18 protein-coding genes are annotated in these 19,354 nt (G+C 40.9%); 10 read left to right on the top strand and 8 right to left on the bottom strand.

Features of this window, described 5'->3' with window-relative positions; genetic code table 11:
- Positions 1–8: 8 nt before the first annotated feature.
- Positions 9–2,243 (bottom strand): ABC transporter permease subunit, encoded by a 2,235-nt coding sequence (locus I6E78_RS11975; RefSeq protein ID WP_197182589.1) that lies wholly within the window; start codon positions 2,241–2,243, stop codon positions 9–11.
- A 358-nt stretch (positions 2,244–2,601) separates the two neighbouring features.
- Between I6E78_RS11975 and I6E78_RS11970 the strand changes: the two genes are divergently transcribed.
- Entirely contained in the window at positions 2,602–3,108 is a 507-nt protein-coding gene (locus I6E78_RS11970) for a glycine cleavage system protein R (protein ID WP_197182588.1), read from the top strand.
- Positions 3,109–3,176: 68 nt separating this feature from the next.
- Here I6E78_RS11970 and I6E78_RS11965 read toward each other — a convergent pair whose 3' ends face one another.
- From I6E78_RS11965 to I6E78_RS11940, 6 genes are all read right to left on the bottom strand, one after another.
- Entirely contained in the window at positions 3,177–3,632 is a 456-nt protein-coding gene (locus I6E78_RS11965) for a hypothetical protein (protein ID WP_197182587.1), read from the bottom strand.
- A gap of 141 nt (positions 3,633–3,773) precedes the next feature.
- Positions 3,774–6,890, bottom strand: a complete 3,117-nt coding sequence (locus tag I6E78_RS11960; protein ID WP_197182586.1) for an efflux RND transporter permease subunit — start codon at positions 6,888–6,890, stop codon at positions 3,774–3,776.
- Positions 6,891–6,898: 8 nt separating this feature from the next.
- The gene (locus I6E78_RS11955; protein ID WP_197182585.1) at positions 6,899–8,659 is read right to left on the bottom strand and encodes an efflux RND transporter periplasmic adaptor subunit; all 1,761 of its coding nucleotides are present in this window, start codon (positions 8,657–8,659) and stop codon (positions 6,899–6,901) included.
- Positions 8,649–9,974 carry a TolC family protein gene (locus I6E78_RS11950; RefSeq protein WP_197182584.1) on the bottom strand — a complete coding sequence of 442 codons (1,326 nt, stop codon included), beginning with the start codon at positions 9,972–9,974 and terminating at the stop codon, positions 8,649–8,651. Before I6E78_RS11950 ends, I6E78_RS11955 begins: the two co-directional genes overlap by 11 nt.
- 91 nt (positions 9,975–10,065) lie before the next feature.
- Entirely contained in the window at positions 10,066–10,449 is a 384-nt protein-coding gene (locus I6E78_RS11945; RefSeq protein ID WP_197182583.1) for a hypothetical protein, read from the bottom strand.
- An 88-nt stretch (positions 10,450–10,537) separates the two neighbouring features.
- Positions 10,538–11,146: a paraquat-inducible protein A gene (locus tag I6E78_RS11940; protein ID WP_197182582.1), complete on the bottom strand. Its 609-nt coding sequence runs from the start codon at positions 11,144–11,146 to the stop codon at positions 10,538–10,540.
- Between the two features lie 241 nt (positions 11,147–11,387).
- Here I6E78_RS11940 and I6E78_RS11935 point away from each other — a divergent pair, with 241 nt between their 5' ends.
- Positions 11,388–11,954, top strand: a complete 567-nt coding sequence (locus I6E78_RS11935) for a PhnA domain-containing protein (protein ID WP_011327013.1) — start codon at positions 11,388–11,390, stop codon at positions 11,952–11,954.
- Positions 11,955–12,101: 147 nt separating this feature from the next.
- Positions 12,102–12,911 (top strand): META domain-containing protein, encoded by an 810-nt coding sequence (locus I6E78_RS11930; protein WP_197182581.1) that lies wholly within the window; start codon positions 12,102–12,104, stop codon positions 12,909–12,911.
- A gap of 56 nt (positions 12,912–12,967) precedes the next feature.
- Here the strand turns inward: I6E78_RS11930 and I6E78_RS11925 are convergent, their stop codons facing one another.
- Positions 12,968–13,807, bottom strand: coding sequence for a 23S rRNA (adenine(2030)-N(6))-methyltransferase RlmJ (locus tag I6E78_RS11925; RefSeq protein ID WP_011327011.1), 840 nt, complete (start codon positions 13,805–13,807; stop codon positions 12,968–12,970).
- A 238-nt stretch (positions 13,808–14,045) separates the two neighbouring features.
- On the opposite strand from I6E78_RS11925, the gene I6E78_RS11920 reads away from it, so the two are divergent.
- The 7 genes from I6E78_RS11920 (at position 14,046) to I6E78_RS11890 (ending at position 19,344) form a co-directional block, all read left to right on the top strand.
- Positions 14,046–14,276, top strand: a complete 231-nt coding sequence (locus I6E78_RS11920; RefSeq protein WP_011327009.1) for a cell division protein ZapB — start codon at positions 14,046–14,048, stop codon at positions 14,274–14,276.
- A complete protein-coding gene (locus I6E78_RS11915; protein ID WP_011327008.1) occupies positions 14,276–14,581 on the top strand; it encodes a cell division protein ZapA in 306 nt (101 codons plus the stop codon). Before I6E78_RS11920 ends, I6E78_RS11915 begins: the two co-directional genes overlap by 1 nt.
- A gap of 59 nt (positions 14,582–14,640) precedes the next feature.
- Entirely contained in the window at positions 14,641–15,657 is a 1,017-nt protein-coding gene (locus I6E78_RS11910) for an MBL fold metallo-hydrolase (RefSeq protein WP_011327007.1), read from the top strand.
- 56 nt (positions 15,658–15,713) lie between these two features.
- Complete coding sequence (locus I6E78_RS11905; protein WP_197182580.1) at positions 15,714–17,183, top strand: LysM peptidoglycan-binding domain-containing protein; 1,470 nt, start codon at positions 15,714–15,716, stop codon at positions 17,181–17,183.
- A gap of 70 nt (positions 17,184–17,253) precedes the next feature.
- A complete protein-coding gene (locus I6E78_RS11900) occupies positions 17,254–17,748 on the top strand; it encodes an FKBP-type peptidyl-prolyl cis-trans isomerase (RefSeq protein ID WP_011327005.1) in 495 nt (164 codons plus the stop codon).
- Between the two features lie 31 nt (positions 17,749–17,779).
- On the top strand, positions 17,780–18,508 hold the full coding sequence (locus tag I6E78_RS11895; protein ID WP_058372409.1) for an SDR family NAD(P)-dependent oxidoreductase: 729 nt from the start codon (positions 17,780–17,782) through the stop codon (positions 18,506–18,508).
- A complete protein-coding gene (locus I6E78_RS11890; protein WP_089367628.1) occupies positions 18,505–19,344 on the top strand; it encodes an amidohydrolase family protein in 840 nt (279 codons plus the stop codon). The genes I6E78_RS11895 and I6E78_RS11890 overlap by 4 nt, the downstream gene beginning before the upstream one ends.
- Positions 19,345–19,354 lie beyond the last annotated feature (10 nt).

The raw sequence follows: 19,354 nt of genomic DNA, 5'->3' as shown, positions 1-19,354 counted from the left end.
TTCTCCACTTACATTGAGCTGTATTTTTCACGCAGTTGCTGACGAACAAACTCAGCAATGGTGTTAAAAACAAAGGTAAATATAAATAATACAAATGCTGCTAAAAACAATATTCTGTAATGCGAACTACCCACTTCCGACTCTGGCATTTCAACCGCAATATTTGCCGCAAGCGTACGCATTCCCTGAAACACACTCCAATCCATAATCGGGGTATTACCGGTTGCCATAAGCACTATCATGGTTTCGCCTACTGCGCGGCCAAGGCCCATCATTACCGCAGAAAATATTCCAGGGCTGGCGGTAAGTAATACCACGCGTATCAGTGTTTGCCACTGTGTTGCACCCAATGCCAGTGAGCCATTAGACAAATGCTTGGGCACACTAAATACCGCGTCTTCCGCAATCGAAAATATAGTAGGGATTACAGCAAAGCCCATCGCAATGCCTACTACCAAGGCATTACGCTGATCGAAGGTCATGCCAAGCTCGTTAGTTAAATATTGGCGCACGTTACCATCAAACATCCACAGTTCAACAGTTTCGCTCATCGCAAACGAAAACCAACCAATAAATAACACTACCGGTATAAGTATAATGGCATGCGATCCTTCAGGAATTTTATGGCGAATACTGGCTGGTAATTTAGTCCAACCAAGTGCGGTGGCCAAAATACCTAAAGGCAATAACACCAGTAAGCCGACTATGGCTGGCAAGTGCTGCTCTATTAAAGGCGCTAACCATAGGCCCGCTAAAAACCCCAAAATAACGGTAGGAAGTGCTTCCATTATTTCTACCGTTGGCTTAACCACTTTACGCAGTTCACTCGACATAAAGTAAGCGGTATAAATAGCGGCAGAAATCGCGATAGGTACGGCAAATAGCATGGCGTAAAATGCCGCTTTTAAGGTACCAAACGAAATAGGCACTAACGAAAACTTAGACTCAAAGTCGTCACTGGCTGAGGTTGATTGCCAAATATAACCAGGCTCTGGGTAACCTTCGTACCACACTTCTTGCCAAAGTGCAGACCAAGTAACTTCAGGGTGTTCGTTATGAATTTCTAATACGGTTAGTTTGTTGTCAGCAACAATTAGCGCTGCATTTGCACGGGGTGCTATAGCAAAGTTTTTAATCGCTCCTTCGCTTACTTTACCTTGCCACAATTTTGCTTGGCTTGTGGTGTAATAAACACCTAACTCACCATTACTACTGGTAGTAAAAAAGGTACGGCGGTAAAACTCAGTAAATACGTTTAACTTACTTTGCTTTGTTGTTTCAAATGAGCGAATTTTTTGATATTCACGGCCACTGTCGGTATTTATTTCAAACCACTGCGATACCTTTCCATTATCGTTTGCCAACATAAGTGAGTTAGCACCCGCAAGTAATTGCGCCGCAACAATATTGGCATTTTCTTCATTGGCAGACAGTAATTGAATTTGCTCTACTTCGCTTGGGTCGCGCGTATCGTAAACATAAATTTGATTAGCTGAGCGCACAAATACTCGGGTAGTATCTGGCGACATAAGTAACTCATCTACTCGCCCAGCAACATCTAGCTCGGTGCGTTCCACAAGCCATTCTACTTCACCACTAAACATGTTTTCTTCAGCAACAAAGCTACTAAATAAAACGCGCTTGTCGGCCGTTAGCGCAACAACGGCTGTTTTGTCTTCAAAGTGGCTAAATGCAAAACGCTTTATAGCAGCACCTTGCTCGTCTACTTCTAAAGCAAGTTCGCCTAGCGGATAATCTAAACGCGGAGTTAATTTACGTTCGTTATTTGGAAACGTCACCATAAATTTAGGAATAACAATTTTTACACTGCCATTTTCTAAACCATAAGCATATTGTCCCTGAAACGGTGCACTGGTTGCAAAGCTACTCACATCGCTAGGCAGGGTTACCTCTAGCGTTTTTAGCTTTTTACCAAAGTGAGCTTTTTCAACACTATAAAAGTCAACATTCCCTTGTTGGCTTAATAAATAAGCAACTTCAGTTTGTTCCTCAACGCCTACTCCCACTATTTGCTCTGCGTTTGTAAGATTAAAACTGTCGCGCTTTTCAACTTTAGCTGATTCAAAAATTGGCTGTACTATATAAAGAAGGTAGAAAAAAATTAATAGCAACGCTATTAATACCATCACTCCACCTACGGTTATGCCAAACTGGGCAAGTCGGTCTTTAAATAGACGGCTTCGATCCGTATTAAAAGTCGGTTTATTCGGATTGGAAGTCATCAAAACATCCTTTAATCTTAACGTTGCAGTGATTATATTTCATCAAAGTGACAGTAATGTTACAGCGGTAATAATTATTTATCGTGTGATTTAAATATCTTTAAGATCAAATAGCAGCCGTGTTTATGCGGTATTGATGAACTAAATATTATATTTATTGGACAAAGTATTTATCGAGGTCAATACTCAGGGAGCATTTAGTTAATAACTATGATTTGTTGCAAGGGCTGCACTATAGGATTAATGGTCTAATTTTAGCAACTAAATTATTAATATTTAACCTGAACTCTGGATAGAGTTAAACAACACTTAATGCCTATGCATTACCTTATTTGGGCTTTAAAGAAGAGAATTATTTATGAAGCAGTTGGTTATAACCATTTTAGGACAAGATCGTCCTGGTTTAGTAGAGAGCATTTCATCCGTTATTTTAGACAATCATGGCAACTGGCTAAGCAGCAACTTGAGCCATTTACTCGGTCACTTTGCAGGTATTATTCAGATTGAAGTTAGCGAAGAGCATTTTCAGGCACTGCAAAATGCGCTCAATGCTCTGCCTAAACTTGATGTACGTATTGAAACTGGCAATACAGAAATAGAACCCGTCGCACGTGAGCAACTTAACTTTGTTATTACCGGTAATGATCGCCCGGGTATTGTGCAAGAGCTTGCAAGTGTAATTCGTCATAAAGGAGCCAATATTACTCACTTAAACTCAAGGCAACAGAGCGCACCTAACTGGGGCGTGCCTATTTTTAGTGCTGTTGCTACGGTAACGCTACCTAATGGGTTGAATAAAGAAGAAGTAATTAATGCATTAGAGTCGATAACAAGCGACTTAATTGTTGATGTAGAAAAGGTTTAACAAAATAACGGCGCCACACACCATAGTGTAACGCCGTTATTTTTTATCAATTTTAACTGTATATAAATTTACATATCTAGATGTCGGTTTATGCTTTGTACCATTTGTTTTAATCCTTGGTGCTCAAGCTGCAGTATTTGCCCGAGTTTTTCTTTGCCGTCTGCAGTTTGTGTTTTTCCCTCTAAGTACTCATAAGCATTTATTACTTTTTGATGCTGATCAGACAAATAGCCCTGAATAGCTTGCTCATCTAATTGGGTATTTCGATCTAAATCAGTAAAATTCAGCAGCTCTGGATTTTCTGCAAAATACTCATAGCAGTAGGTATCTAACGTATTTATGGTGGTGATTGCTTTAAAGCCAATTAAATCTTCAGCGAGTTTTTTTTCGTATTTAGTGCAGTAATCAACTAATTGAGTATTATGCTCACCTAGTAGTTCCCGCACACTAAAAAAGTTAGCCGCCATTTGTGTATGAAACAAAATAGTCCAGTCATACATTTGTTGAATTGTTTTAACTTGCATCTGCATTCCTTACTTAAGCTGAGTAAATATAGTAATGCGTAAATCGTGCCATATAAAAAGTGTGTAATATCAATAGCAAAGTTGCAGGTTATGTAACTTAATACAATTTTTTCAGTATAAGTTACATAACCAATGTAAATATTATAGGTCGCGTTTGCGCCACAATAAATACGTTGCAGGTATTACTAATAAGGTTAAAACAACAGCACTAAACATACCACCTACCATAGGCGCTGCTATGCGGCTCATTATTTCACTGCCCGTACCGGTACCATAAAGTACCGGTAATAAACCGATAACTATAGTAGCTACTGTCATCATCACCGGACGTACTCTTAGCCCTGCGCCCTCTGTTATTGCTTGCTTAAGCTGCTCATAATTAAGCGGCACACCAGTTTGTTGTGCTTGGGTAATTTTTTCTTGGTAGGCCTGATTTAAATACACCAGCATGATCACTCCTATTTCTACGGCCACCCCCGCAAGTGCAATAAAGCCCACCCCAACAGCCACCGAAAAGTTAAAGCCTTCTAGGTACATAAGCCATATTCCGCCAATCATCGCCAACGGTAAAGTAACGATAATAATCAATACCTCCGCAAAGCTTCTAAAGTTGAGATACAGCAGCACTACAATAATGGCTAACGTTAGTGGCAATACGTAAGCAAGTTTATCTTTAGCACGCTGCATATATTCATATTGCCCAGCCCAGGTAATTGAATACCCTGCTGGTAGTATCAACTGGTCATGCAAAATTTGCTGGGCGTTTTCTACATATGTGCCAATATCAATATTTTCTATATCAATAAAGCTCCAACCATTTAAGCGGGCATTTTCACTTTTTATTCCGGCTGGGCCATCTTCAATAAATACCTTGGCAACATCGGCTAAAGCTATACGCTGCCCGGCTGGAGTTACAATAGGAAGTAACATTAGTTCTTCAGGTGAATCGCGGTAACCTTGCGGGTATCGTAAATTTACCGGATAGCGCTCTTGCCCTTCTACGGTTTGGGTGACATTTGTGCCACCAATAGCAGTGGCCACAACTTGCTGTATATCGGCAATATTTAAACTATAACGCGCCGCTTTTTCACGGTTTATATCGACCTTAATATAACGCCCACCAGCAACACGCTCAGAATAAACGGATGCCGTACCCGGTACATCTTTTAAAATACTTTCAATTTGTTGACCTATTTTTTGAATTTCACTCAATTTAGGGCCAGCAACTTTAATCCCCACCGGGGTTTTAATGCCCGTTGCTAACATATCAATACGGGTTTTAATTGGCATAACCCATGCGTTAGTTACCCCAGGAAACTTCACTAAACTATCTAGCTCTTTTTTGAGTTTATCTAGGGTCATACCTTCGCGCCATTGATCTTTAGGCTTGAGCTGAATAAAGGTTTCTATCATGGTAAGCGGCGCTGGATCTGTGGCGGTTTCTGCTCGTCCTACTTTACCAAATACCGTTAGTACCTCTGGCACAGTGGCAATTAATTTATCGGTTTGCTGTAACAGCTCCCGCGCTTTACCAATTGAAATGCCTGGATAAGTAGTTGGCATATACATTAAATCACCCTCATCAAGGGGGGGAATAAATTCGCTCCCTATTTTATTTACAGGATAAAAGCCAATCACTGCAACCAGCATAGCTAATACCAAGGTTGCTTTAGGGAACTTAAGTACTGCGTTGAGTAATGGTTTATAAGCATTTACCAGCATACGGTTAACCGGATTTTTTTGCTCTGAAATTACTTTACCGCGAATAAAGTAACCCATAAGCACCGGTACTAAAGTAATTGCAAGCCCAGCAGAGGCGGCCATAGCATAGGTTTTAGTGTACGCCAGCGGGGCAAACATGCGTCCTTCTTGCGCCTCTAAAATAAATACCGGCATAAAACTTACCGTAATTATCATTAAGCTAAAAAATAATGCGGGGCCGACTTCACTGGCCGAATCGATCACCACTTGCCAGCGGTTTTCATCGGTTAGTGGGGTTTTTTCCATATGTTTGTGCATATTTTCAATCATCACTATAGCGCCATCGGTCATGGCGCCAATTGCAATGGCAATACCGCCAAGCGACATAATATTGGCGTTAATACCTTGCCAATACATAATTAAAAATGCCGTTAAAATACCCAGTGGTAGAGTAATAATCGCTACTAAAGATGAGCGCACATGAAACAAAAATACAATGCAAACCAAAGCAACCACAACCAGCTCTTCTAGTAGTTTATTGCTTAAGTTATCAACCGCATTATTAATCAAATTTGACCTGTCATAAACCGGGACAATTTCGACCCCTTCGGGCAGGCCATTTTTTAATGATTCGAGCTTTGCTTTTACCAGCTCAATGGTTTTTTGCGCGTTTTCACCGTAGCGCATTACCACTACGCCACCAGCCACTTCGCCTTCGCCATTCAGTTCGACAATACCACGGCGCATTTGCGGCCCTAAACGAATATCGGCCACATCACGCAATTGCAGTGGTGTGCCATTAGTATTAACACCTAAAGGAATGGCTTCTAAATCGGCAACACTTTTAATATAGCCGGTGCTAGTAACCATGTATTCAGCCTCGGCCATTTCGACTACCGATGCGCCCATTTCTTGATTACCTTGGGCAATGGCTGTTTGAATTAAGCTCAGTGGAATACCATAAGCTCGTAACTTGTCGGGTTCAACCGTAACTTGATACTGTTTTACCATGCCTCCTACTGAAGCAACCTCAGATACGCCTGGTACTGTTTGCAATTCAAATTTTAAAAACCAATCTTGTAAGCTACGTAACTGGCTAATATCGTGCTGATTGGTTTTATCTACCAGTGCATATAAGTATACCCAACCAACACCGGTGGCATCGGGGCCAAGCTCTGCGCTGGCTGTAGCTGGTAAACGACTCGCTACTTGGCTTAAATACTCTTGCACTCGGCTACGTGCCCAGTACAAATCGGTTTTTTCATCAAATATTACATATACGTAAGAGTCTCCAAAAAATGAAAAGCCCCTTACTGTTTGCGCTCCTGGCACCGATAACATTGCGGTGGTGAGTGGAAAAGTAACCTGATCTTGCACCACTTGCGGCGCTTGCCCTGGGTACGATGTTTTAATAATTACTTGCACATCTGATAAGTCAGGCAAGGCATCAACAGGAGTATTTTTAACAGCAAATAACCCCCCGCCAATTAAAATAACGGTCAGTAACAACACAAAAAAGCGATTAAGAACGGACCAACGTATAATTGCAGCTATCATATTGCCTCCTAATGCGCGTTATGCAATTGCATAGTGTGATTGTCAGATACGCTTGTAGAGTGCTCGCCATTTATGTGGCTAATCACAAACTCCCCTTGCTGCAAACTAAAGGTAAAGTTTATTTGTTGCTGCGCTGCAAGTGCGGTTAAATCTATATCATCTGCAAAAATAAAATCGAGCCTTGCTGGTTCGCGTCCCCATTTTTCTATTGCACCACGGCTAATATTTGCTGTGCGCTGTGCTTTATCAATACTGTTAATTGTGCCCAAAACGGTTGCTGTATTTTTTTCACTATTTGTTTCGCTATTTGTTGCTGTGCTTTTCATTATATGAATAGCCGTTAATACATAGCTGCCATCAGCTTGCTTAGTCAGCTCAAAATGTAATGTTTGGCCATTTTCAAAAGCAGTAAAGTCAACATCATCAGCAACCGTAAAGTCCATTGTCATACTAGGCCAATCAAGTTCAGCAATCGGCTCATGGCTAATATTAACCATACGATGTTCCGCCATAATGCTATTAACAATACCCTCGCTCCATACAGAGCTAACAGCTTGGGGGGCTTGCATGCGTTTAAAGTCAGAGCTTTTACTTGATTCTGAATCTAATAAAAATTGCGCCGAAACCACCACGTCATCATCTGCCATTATTCCTGATAATATTGCGGTGTTTTTACTGTCACTTCTGCCCATTTCTACGGCCACAGATTTAAAGCGCCCCTCGCCCAAGGCAACCACTACGCGGTTTTGGTTTCCGGTGCGGATCACCGCTTCTTTAGGGACTACTAATTGCGCTTTATTGGCTTGAGTATGAATATTTACTTGGGCAAACATATTAGGCTTAAGTTTATGACCTTCGTTATTAAAGCGCAGGCGCACTCGCAAGGTACGGTTTTTAGCATCAAGTGTTGGGTAAATATAATCCACTTTACCTTGCCAGCTTTGGCCACTTAAATAATCAAGCGTCATGCTTACTGGTTGGCCAATTTTAATTAGCTCAGCTTGGCGCTCAAAAACTTCGGCTTCAACCCATACCTCATCTAGCTTACCAATACTCATCATGGTGGTGCCGGGGTTAACATAAAAACCTTCGCGCACATTTAACTCCTCAACAACACCACTTTGAATGGCGTAAAAGGTAATGTTTTGCATTACTTGTTTACTTTTTTGCAGCCGCTCTACAAAATCATCCGATATATTAAGTGACTTTAAGCGTGCTTTAGCTGCGCGAATTAGCACCTGGTTGTTACGATTTAGCGCTAATACAAACTCTTCTTGGGCATTTACTAATTGTGGTGAATACAAGGTATAAAGTGGTTCACCTTGCTCAACACTGTCGCCTGCAGCTTTGATATAAAGCGTTTCTAACCAGCCCTCTACACGAGGATGAATATGAATAAGTTGATCTTGATTATATTGCACATAGCCAACTGTTTTAACTTCATTTTGTAACGCTTTGTGCTGCACTTTAGCGATTCTTACCCCGAGATTATTAACTACTGCTGGCGAAATAGTCACCGCGCCTGGGCCATCTAAATTGCTACTACTGCCTGGTGCTTCATCGTAAACGGGCACTAACTCCATGCCCATTGGCGAAAGCCCGGGTTCATCACGTCGATAATTACTATCCATGGGAGCAACCCAGTACAGTGGTTGTTTTTCTGTGCTTGCTTTAATATCAGCATTGCTCGCAGGCATAAGCGATAACACTAATGCCGTTACTCCACCACCCACTACTGCAGCTATTAATAGTTTTAAATTAGTATTCACGATTTTGCTCTCCTAATTGCTCAAGCATCACAGCAGCGTCTTGACTACTGGCATAATAATTTAAACGAGCAATAATTATTTGTTGGTCTATTTGAATGTTTAAGCCGTCAATTTTGGCATTAAGCTCACTAATACGAGCGCGCATAACTTCTGAAAAATCACCGTCGTCCCGCGTGTATGCATTGAGTGTGGCCTGGGCTTGCTCTGCCATTTGCGGTAATAACTTAGTTTGATAAAGCGTATCGCGCTTTTGTAGCTGCATTAATTGGCTAAACTCTTTGAAATACATGCCTTTTAACTTTTGTAGTGCTATTAACTTTTGAGTTTTAACCGCTTCAGCTGTCGCTATTGCAGCGTTAACTTGCTGATCTTGGCGGTTACTAGTAAATAACGGCAAGTCAATACTTACCCCAACAGAGAGTAAATCGGCTCGTGAGTCTCCCATAGGCGTATCACCTCGATGGCTATAACCCATATTTACTCCAAACTGCGGCTTATAACTTTGCTTTGCGAGCGCTACTTCGGTTTGCTTAGCTGTTACTGTTTTATCAATAGCAACTATTGCAGGGTGCGCCATGAGTAACGACATTAACGCCTCAAATTCCAGCGTGGTAAAACTAATTAACGGCTCAATAGCTGTATTTTTAGTGCTTACAGGTTGAGTTAGCATGCTCATTGGCAACCATTGCGACAGCCGTTTTTTAGCGCTTTCAAGTTGCTGCGCTAGCATTACTAATTTATCTTCTAGGCGAGTGAGCTCTAACTGAGCGCGAATGATATCTTGCTGACGAGTTTTACCTAGCGAGCTGGCATAACTTGATTCGGTTATATCAATAAGTTGCGAAAATAAGGCTTTATCTTGTTCAATAAGCGCAATGCTGCGCTGAGCTCTGTACGCATTAAGCCATGATTCAATAACAATTGTTTTTACTTGTGCAAGGCGATCGGCTCGCAACCAAGGATGTTGCTGCGCAGATTGTGCTAAGGCTTGCTGTTTTAATGCTAGGCTGTCGCCACGGCTAAACATTTGGCTTACACCAATACTTAGCTGCGTCATACCTTCTTGATCTAAAGCAAAACCATCGGTTGGCACTCCCATTAGACCCAAAGTTAATACCGGATCAGGCAAACTACCGGCGGCTATACTTTGTGCTTGCTCTGCGGCTTGCTGGTACTGGCTTGCCTTTAGCCATGGCTCATGGTTTAGCGCATACGAAAGCGCCTCATCTAGGCTAAGTTCATTACTGTGTGCTGAGATTGCAGTTCCTAGCATTAGCGCTAAAAAACTGACTTTAAATACTGCAAAGTGATTCATCACTTACTCCACTAAAATTAAAAGATTAATTTAGAGGCAGAAAAGGTGAATTAAACGACTTGACCTGATTTTAGGTACACCTATCCTGCAATTAAGCAGACATAGGGGGGCGGTATAGCGAGCTGACTAAATGGTGTTGGTTTTGTGAGGGATAGAGCTGTATTTTTTCAGAAATAATCAGTGGGGTGCTAAATAAGCCATCAACACTCAACATTGAGTACGCTGAACAAGCACTAATTGGGCAGTTACATTCTTGCTCGGTTGCTGCGTCATCGCAACAGTCCATATTCATCATACTGACTGACATTTGCTGATGTGTTTTTTCAATTGCAACATTAGTTGCAACATTAGTTGCAGCATGCTGCGCTTGGCTCATTTGCGGCATTTCACATAGCATAGCAACAGACGCAACAGCCTGACCCACAAGCGTGAGTAACATAGCGATGATCAGTATACTAGAGTGAATGCGTTGCAAAAATTTGCCTTATTTAGGTTCTAGGTTCTAGGTTCTAGGTTCTAGGTTCTATAGAAGTTTATGATAATTGAATAGTTAATACAAACCTTTAAATATTTTTTGCATCGGTTTTAATAAAGCTACTCGCGGCAATGGCAAATAAGCAATAACCGGTAAAATACCAAAAGCCATTCCCCAGTTCGGCGTGCATTTTAATTAGCCCACCAGTTTCACCCTCGGCATTGCCTGCAAGATAAGTAACAATAAGTGCAATAACAAACACATCTACCATGCTCCACTTACTTAAAGCGCAAATAGTTACTCCCAGTTTTTGCTTAAACTTACTCGCTGGCAATAAGCAAAATACTAATTGCATTAGTAACTTAATAGTCGGTATTACAATTGAGAAAAAAGCCACCAACACCGCCACTAAATAATTTTTATTATGAGCCAGCTCGTTAACCGTTCCCCAAATACTGCGTGTTTTTTGATAAGCACTTATCTCACCTTCAAGCTTATCTAACCCAAACATGCTTGATGCCATCATCAGCATGTTTCGAGTGTTACGGTCGCCTTCATCGGCAATCATCTCAATGCCTGTTTGTGCCAATTTAGACTTATCTATTTTTCCTTCTAGGGATAATACAGGCTGGGTAACACCGGGAACCAATAAAGCTAAAGCAGTTAAAATACTAACTATAGGGAGAAGTAAGCGCATCACATATCAAAAAAATAAACCATCATGCGCTTATCATACGCAAACTTAAACGCTGCGTCTTGCTCAACACTAAACCTAGCTTGCTGTATTTTATTATTGTGATTTGCAGTTACAAATAGATTATAACCATACTTTTTATATGGATATGCGCTAATCCTTAGTGCAAATGTACACAAAGAGCCTAGATGGAGGTATAATAACCACATAATATTTTTGTAAAAACAGCATAAGAGCCTCCTATATGAGCATTGAACAAGCCTTAGTAGAACGTAGTAATAACCAATGTGAATTATGTGCAGCAACAGATACTTTATCTGTGTACGAAGTTCCGCCAGTTAAAGAAGCCCACTCAGATAAATGCATTTACACTTGCCAAGTATGTAAAGATCAAATTGAAGACACCGCTGAGCTAACCCCTACCCATTGGCATTGCTTAAACGACAGCATGTGGAGCCAAACTCCTGCAGTTCAAGTAGTTGCTTATCGTATGTTGAGCCGCTTAGCTGCCGACAATGGCTGGGCACAAGACGCCCTAGACATGATTTACTTAGAAGAAGATACATTAGCATGGGCTCAACAAGTACTTGCTGAAGATGACGACTTAAAGCATCTTGATAGCAATGGCGTAGTACTTAAAGCCGGTGATACCGTAACGCTAATTAAAGATTTAGATGTAAAAGGCAGCAGCCTAACCGCTAAACGCGGTACTGCAGTACGTAATATTGGCTTAACCAGTAATCCTGAACATATTGAAGGGCGTGTTGATGGTCAACGTATTGTAATTCTGACCAAGTTTGTTAAAAAGTAAAAACATTTATTTAGGGCGCATAAGCGCCCTTTTTTATGCGTTGTAACAATCACTAAGCCAAACTTTTACTCCTCAATTAAGCCTTGATTAAGTAACTAAGCACTATCATCATTCAAAATCATCTAATTTAGTATTAAAGGAACAACGATGTTTAAACGTAAGCCAAGTTCAATTTTAAAATCGGTAGCAGGGATCAGCTTCTTAGCCAGTGGCGCATTGGTATTATCTGGATGTGATGATACTAAGAACACTGCACAGACAACACAGGCAGAGTCAACAGCAACGCTAACAACTGAAGTTAGTTACCTTGATCGCAGCATGTTGGCGCCTAATTCACAGCTAACAGTAACACTTGCCGATGTATCTAAAATGGATGTTAAAGCAACCGTTATTAGCCAGCAGGTGATTGATTTAAATGGTGGTCCTCCTTATACAGTAGAGCTTGCCTACGACACTAACAAAATTAATAAAGCACTTAGCTACAGCGTTAGTGCACGTATTGAAAATAATGGTGAGCTACTCTACACCAGCACAAGCAATAACAACCCATTCGCAGCAGATGCACAAACCAGCCCGTACAAAATTGTGGTTACAAAAGTAGATCAAAAACCAGATGTTGATTTAGCAAATACATATTGGAAAGCAATCACTTTAGCTGGCGATAATGTTACGGTTACAACAAAAGAACCTTTCATTCAATTTAGTAATGATGGCAAAGTGCATGGGTTTTTAGGCTGCAATAACTTTAACGGTGGTTATGAAGTTAATGAGCAAACGGTGACTTTTGATCACATAGCGGCAACGCAAAAAATGTGTCATGAAAACATGGATCAAGAGGCTGCAATGTCTAGCATGCTAAGTAAAGCTGCGCAGTGGCAAGTTAATGGCGAATCGTTGAGCTTAAAAGATGAAAAAGGTGAGCAACTAGCTACCTTTAAAGCCGTTTACTTTAACTAAAATAACTGCAGTAATAATTAAAATGCCCAGTTTAACTGGGCATTTTGCTATGTGGGTTACTCTGCGACTAACTGCTCGCTGCGATAAAAACCACTTGATTCACTCAATATACTCACCAGCTCTGGCAACACCTCATCCATAACCTGTTTTAATTTCCACGGTGGATTAATTACTATCATCCCCGAGGCAGTCATGCCATGCACGTCGGTATCGGCTTTGGTAGCTAGCTCAAATAATTGAATATTACGCATGCCAGAGTCAATTAGGTCTTGCTCCATGTTGTCAATGCGGCTGCGGTCAACAACAGGATACCAAATCATGTATGTGCCGGTAGCAAAGCGCTGGTACGCTTGCATCAACGTAGTAATAACAGTGTCGTAATCGTCTTTGACTTCATAAGGTGGGTCTATTAACACGCAGGCTCTACGCGATGCAGGGGGTAATAAGCCAACCAAACCAGCAAAACCATTTTCGCCACGTACTCGAATCGAACGCTTCCCTTGCATGTTCTCCTCTAGTAATAACAAATCACGTGGGTGCAGCTCAAAAAACCAGCCTTTATCTTGGCGGCGTAAAAAGTGTTCCGCAATTTTTGGCGAACCCGGATAAAACTCTAAATTGGCTGTTTGGTTAAACGATTTGATCAGTGCAATATAGTCGTTTAAAGCTGAGTGTTTACTAGTGTGTTGCCACAGTTTTTCAATGCCGTCTTGATACTCTTGTGTTTTTTGTGCATCGGCCGCTGCTAATTCGAAAAAGCCCGCACCCGAATGAGTGTCTATATAATCCAGTGGCTTATCTTTTAAAGTTTGGTAACCTAACACTTGTGCTAACACTAAATGTTTAAGTACATCGGCAGGGTTTCCGGCATGAAATGAGTGTCTGTAACTAAGCATTATTTATTTTCGCCATACGCTATTTAATAAAAACAGTGAACCATAAGCACTGTACTTTGACAACCTATCCCCTGATAAGCGGCCATTAAAATGAACCATTTCTGAATGAAAAAGCCAATACACTGAATTATCCCTTAACAGAGAATAAAAATCAGCTAAAACCAGCGTAAATGCTGGTAAATAAACAAACTTTGCTTTACATTTGCATTACCTTAATTACAGTTATATGAGCGCCTTTATGAATAACAACACTCTTCAACAACTCGAACAACTGATCGACCAATTAATTCAGCGTAATAATCAATTACAAGCTGATGTTTCTAATTTAAAAGAACAAAATAGTAAACTCGCTGACGACAACGAGCTTTTGCAATTAGAAGCCCTTGAAAACGAAGAAAAGCAAAAAGATGCCAGCACTACTTTATCTGGCCTGCTTGATAAGTTACAAAGCGCACAACAGGCTAGCTAATGTCTGAGCTGCAAAACCAGCGAGTCACTGTTGAATTGCTTGGTAAAGAGCAGCAATTTGCTTGCCCACCTGGGCAAGAAGAGGCACTTAAAGCGGCAGCTAAAAATCTCAATGATTTGGTTGAGCAAATGAAACAACGCTCTACTGTTAAAAATGAGCAAAATGCCCTACTTATGGCAGCCTTAAATTTAAGCCACGAATTGCTAGAAGCAAAGACTATAAAAGCCGTTGATCTGCAACACCAAGATCAACTCATTGATAAGTTGAGTCAGCACTTATCAAATGACTCTAAACATAATAAATAAAAGCGCCTAGAGCGCTTTTATTTATTACGCAGCTTTTAAACCATAATAGAGAGCGTTATATGAAGTCAGCCCTGCGTTTATTTAAATTAAGTAAGTACCTACTACTGCTTAACTCTTTTTATTTTGCAGCCAATGCTAACGCCGATGTTACGTGGGAGAAAATAAGTCCCAATATTCAATTTTTAAAACAACAGCATAAACTACGTTTTTACGACTCAAACCAAGTATTAATTGAAGGTAGTAAATGCGCACTGTTAGTAGATACCAGCGGCAACTTTGCTGCAGTAGAACAACTTGCTAGCGATTTAAAAAAGCACTTAACAACACCTTTGTGTTACTTAGTCGCCACTCATTTTCATGACGATCATTTGCTGGGGATGGCTGTAATGCAGCACTTTTACCCCGATGCGCAATTAATTACCCATCAGCAAGTAAAAACTGACTTTGCCCTTTATCAGCAAGCATTTAACGATAAGCTAGAAGGATTCGAAAAAAGCATTGAGCTTAGCTACCAACGCTTAGCAACACTCCCCGAAAATGAGCAAGCGCAGTGGCGTACAAAGTTAGAACGCGCTAAACAGCGCCTATTCCGCTGGCAAAAATATCAACTCAATGCACCTGAAATAAGCATAAACACCAATAAAACATTAGACTTAGGCAATTTTGAAATTACTTTAAACGCCCACCAAGCACATACCAATGGCGATTTAACCATTACAACTAACAGTGGCAGCACTTTGATTGGTGGAGATATTGTTGACTGGCTTCCCTACCCTGGCCACGGCGAGCTAAGCAGCTGGCGCGCACTGCTACAACAATATATTAATGACTCAGTGCTAAAAACTATAATTCCTGGTCATGGTGAACTAACTAATAAGTCGCAACTGCAGCAGTCGCACGCATTTTTAACCGCCATTACAGAGCATGTAGCTAATAATAGTGGGCAAACAATAGAGCAGTTAATGCTGTCATTTCCTGATGTCGCGATTAAACCCTACATGCAAGAGTCGCTTAATGCCAAGTCGAGTAATTTATTTTTACAAGCAGGATTAATTCGCGCGATAAACGCAAAATAACTCAACACAACGGACTGTGTTAAAATAGTAAAAGGATTTTAATAGAAGTGAATGTTATGCGCAGTTTGGTTTTAGCTTGTTTAGGTGTTTTTTTATTTGGCTGTGAAACCACCAAGCCAGAGCCTATAGAAGCCCCGCAAATATTTACTCACTTTAAGCCAAGTTACAGCGCCCCTAGTGAATTAAAAACACCGCAAAGCACAAAAACTAACTTACGCATAACGCCGCCTAAAAATACAAAAAATAAGATAATAACGCCACCGGCCAAAACAACTGACTTATGGCAGCATATCGCTAATAATCTGCATTTTCCTATTGAGCAAAATAAAGCGCTGAAAAAGCGTATTAATTGGTATTTGCAGCAACCCGATTACCTGCAAGTTATGAGCAAACGAGCTGCTCCGTATTTATACCATATTGTAAAAAAGGTAGAACAACAGCAACTACCAATAGAGTTAGCACTGCTGCCTTTTGTAGAGAGCGGATTTAGACCCACTGCACACTCATCGCAGCAAGCCGTTGGCGTATGGCAACTGGTAGGAGCAACTGCACATCATTTTGGGGTTAAGTCTGATCAATGGTATGACGGCCGCCAAGATGTACTTGCCGCCACCGACGCAGCACTGGCGTATTTAAGTTACTTATATAAACGCTTTGATGGCAATTGGCTGCACGCTCTCGCCGCTTATAATAGCGGTGAAGGGCGAGTTAAACGCGCGATTAAACAAAATAAAAAGCACGGTAAAAGCACTGATTACTGGTCGCTAAAATTACCTCAAGAAACCGCCGATTATGTACCCAAGTTACTGGCACTAAGCTACTTAGTTAAACATCCGCAACAAGGTTTTAAACGCCCAAAGCTCGCTTACAAAGCATTGACCACCCATATGAATGTAGGCCAACAATTTGATTTTTCAATCATTGCCAAGCTCTCTGGAGTAGGCTCTAAGCAGCTACATGCACTTAATCAAGGGTATTTAAAAAATCAAAGTTCACCCAATGGTCCGCATACGTTATTACTGCCAATTGAGCAACAGGCACTATTAAACAGCTCGTTTTTTAAAACTAACTTTGCTGGAGAGTACATAGTTAAACAAAACGATACGCTTTACAGTATTGCTAGGCGCTTTGGCATGCCTTTAAGTACCTTAAAGCAACTTAATAATAAACAAAACAACTTAATTGGCGTTGGTGAAAAATTACTTGTTGGCCAGCCCAAAACACTTCCGGAATCATTGACTATTGATTATAAAATTAGCCCCTACCTTGAGCATCAAGAAGTGGTAATTGCAACACTCGAAATAGACTATGAAGTGCAACCAGGCGATACCTTGTGGAGCATTAGCCAGCTTTACAATGTGCCGCATAGTGACCTAGCTAAATGGAATAAACTGTCAGCGTCGAGTATGCTCAAACCAGGTATTCAATTAGTGTTATTTATTCCTCAGGCCGAAAAGCCTCAAGTAACAACTATTAAAAAAGATTTATTGTTAGATCTACAAAAAACATTAAATCAGCCACGTTAAGTTTCTAAAAAAACATATTTCGCGTAAAATTACGCTCTAACTAATACAGTCAAAATTTAAAGAGATAAGCATGCAAATTAGTAAAAATTCAGCCGTTGAATTTCATTACACCCTTAGCGAAGCCGGTGAGCAAATAGAAACCAGCACTAACGAAGCGCCTCTTACTTATATTCATGGCAGCGAAGGCATGCTTCCTGGTTTAGAAAATGCGCTGGAAGGCAAAGCCGCTGGCGAAAAGTTTAGCGTTACATTAGCGCCAAGCGAGTCATACGGCGAACGTGTTGATAACTTAGTACAACGCATTCCGTTAAAGCATTTACAAACACAAAGCAAAGTTAAAGTATGGAAACCAGGCATGACCGCAATGGTAAGCTCGGATCAAGGTCGTCATCAGGTAACTATTATTAAAGTAGGCCGCTTTAATGCCGATTGTGATTTAAATCATCCATTTGCAGGTAAAACACTGACTTTTGATGTTGAAGTAGTGTCGGTACGTGAAGCCACCAGCGAAGAAGTATCGCATGGCCATGTGCATGCAGCAGGCGGATGTGGTCACTCTCACTAATTAAAAAGTAATAACAAATAAAGGAGCAAGTATGTCAAAAGTGGCTATTGTTACCGGCGGCACCAAAGGTATTGGTTTAGCGGTAGTACAACGCTTACTAGCAAGCGGCTATGAAGTACATAACCTTGATATAACACCAAGTAACTTTGGTGAGTTTCATCATTGTGATGTAAGCGATGTCACTGTTGTACGTCGTTGTATTAATGCCATAGTTGAGCAAACGCAGCGCATTGATGTACTTGTTTCTAATGCAGGAAAACATTTAAGCGCCAACATAGAAAGTACCGATGAGCAAACTCTCGATGCACTATTTGCGCTTAATGTAAAAGGCGCGTATGCGGCAGTGCAAAGTGTATTACCAATAATGAAAACCCAAAACAACGGCGCTATTGTGCTTATAGCCTCAGATCAGGCAATTATAGGTAAACAAAATTCATTTGCTTATAACCTGACTAAACACGCCCTTGCTTCTATGGCAAAAACCACCGCGCTTGATTACGCGAGTTTTAATATTAGGGCTAATGCCGTGTGCCCTGGCACTATAGAAACACCGTTATTTCATAACGCCATAGACGCTTACTGTAAAAACAGTGGTGCCAATAAAGCACAAACAGTAGCCGAAGAGGCGGCATTGCAGCCACTTAACCGTTTAGGCCAAGCTGATGAAGTAGCCGCTTTAGTGAATTTTTTAGTCAGCGATGATGCAAGCTTTATCACCGGTAGCTTGCAAAGTATTGACGGTGGTTATACAGCGCAATGAGTAGTGCTATTATTGACCCCCATGTGCATTTTTTTAATCTACTTGAGGGGCAATATACTTGGTTACAAGGCGCTAACCCGCCGCCATGGCCTAACTTAGACAAAATAAAGCAGCCGATCAGTGCTGCGCAATTAATGCAAGATTGCGACTTTAAACTTGCAGGCTTAGTGCATATTGAAGCGGGATTTGATAACAGCGCACCTATAAACGAGCTTAACTGGCTCACCAAGCACTTGGCTGGTATTACTTACAAAGCCGTTAGTTTTTCCCAGATTGATCAAAGCAATCAGCTATTTAGCCATGCGCTCAGTAACCTTTCCCATCCAAGCTTAGCGGGCATTAGAGATATTACCCAAGGTGATGACGCCAAACGTTTGCTCAGCAGTAATTGCTACAATAACTTTGAAACGTTACAGCAGTTAAAATTACATTTTGAAGCCCAGTTTGAGCTTGAAAACCATATTATAGTTAAGCAAATTGCTCAATACGCCAAACAGTTTCCACAGTTACAAATTATACTTAATCACGCAGGTTTACCCCACAATATGCCAGCGTGGCAGCAAGGCATTAAATTACTCGCCAAGTACCATAACATTGCAATTAAGTTTTCGGGATTTGAGTTACTTAAGCTCAATAGCGGGCAGCAAGCACAGTGCTTTAATATTATTTTGCAACACTTTGGCGAGCAAAGAATAATGTTTGCGAGTAACTTCCCCGTTTGCCAAATTAATACCCAATATAACGACTTATGGCAGGCACACTTTAACTTATGTAGTAACCAAGCGCTTTGGCAGCAATTAAGCTATAAAAACGCTAAACACTGCTATCAACTCTAAATAAAAGCCG

Origin of the sequence: Pseudoalteromonas sp. NZS127, from assembly GCF_015864805.1 — a bacterium.
GTDB classification, from domain to species: Bacteria; Pseudomonadota; Gammaproteobacteria; order Enterobacterales; family Alteromonadaceae; genus Pseudoalteromonas; species Pseudoalteromonas nigrifaciens.
Note: the sequence above shows the minus strand (reverse complement) of the source record. Positions and strands in the feature narration are given on the sequence as shown.

What these genes read in the sequence shown, in the direction of transcription:
- I6E78_RS11975 (WP_197182589.1), bottom strand. Translation starts at nt 2,243, where the DNA reads ATGACTTCCAATCCGAATAAACCGACTTTTAATACGGATCGAAGCCGT.
- I6E78_RS11970 (WP_197182588.1), top strand. Translation starts at nt 2,602, where the DNA reads ATGAAGCAGTTGGTTATAACCATTTTAGGACAAGATCGTCCTGGTTTA.
- I6E78_RS11965 (WP_197182587.1), bottom strand. Translation starts at nt 3,632, where the DNA reads ATGCAAGTTAAAACAATTCAACAAATGTATGACTGGACTATTTTGTTT.
- I6E78_RS11960 (WP_197182586.1), bottom strand. Translation starts at nt 6,890, where the DNA reads ATGATAGCTGCAATTATACGTTGGTCCGTTCTTAATCGCTTTTTTGTG.
- I6E78_RS11950 (WP_197182584.1), bottom strand. Translation starts at nt 9,974, where the DNA reads ATGAATCACTTTGCAGTATTTAAAGTCAGTTTTTTAGCGCTAATGCTA.
- I6E78_RS11940 (WP_197182582.1), bottom strand. Translation starts at nt 11,146, where the DNA reads ATGCGCTTACTTCTCCCTATAGTTAGTATTTTAACTGCTTTAGCTTTA.
- I6E78_RS11935 (WP_011327013.1), top strand. Translation starts at nt 11,388, where the DNA reads ATGAGCATTGAACAAGCCTTAGTAGAACGTAGTAATAACCAATGTGAA.
- I6E78_RS11930 (WP_197182581.1), top strand. Translation starts at nt 12,102, where the DNA reads ATGTTTAAACGTAAGCCAAGTTCAATTTTAAAATCGGTAGCAGGGATC.
- I6E78_RS11925 (WP_011327011.1), bottom strand. Translation starts at nt 13,807, where the DNA reads ATGCTTAGTTACAGACACTCATTTCATGCCGGAAACCCTGCCGATGTA.
- I6E78_RS11920 (WP_011327009.1), top strand. Translation starts at nt 14,046, where the DNA reads ATGAATAACAACACTCTTCAACAACTCGAACAACTGATCGACCAATTA.
- I6E78_RS11915 (WP_011327008.1), top strand. Translation starts at nt 14,276, where the DNA reads ATGTCTGAGCTGCAAAACCAGCGAGTCACTGTTGAATTGCTTGGTAAA.
- I6E78_RS11910 (WP_011327007.1), top strand. Translation starts at nt 14,641, where the DNA reads ATGAAGTCAGCCCTGCGTTTATTTAAATTAAGTAAGTACCTACTACTG.
- I6E78_RS11905 (WP_197182580.1), top strand. Translation starts at nt 15,714, where the DNA reads ATGCGCAGTTTGGTTTTAGCTTGTTTAGGTGTTTTTTTATTTGGCTGT.
- I6E78_RS11900 (WP_011327005.1), top strand. Translation starts at nt 17,254, where the DNA reads ATGCAAATTAGTAAAAATTCAGCCGTTGAATTTCATTACACCCTTAGC.
- I6E78_RS11895 (WP_058372409.1), top strand. Translation starts at nt 17,780, where the DNA reads ATGTCAAAAGTGGCTATTGTTACCGGCGGCACCAAAGGTATTGGTTTA.
- I6E78_RS11890 (WP_089367628.1), top strand. Translation starts at nt 18,505, where the DNA reads ATGAGTAGTGCTATTATTGACCCCCATGTGCATTTTTTTAATCTACTT.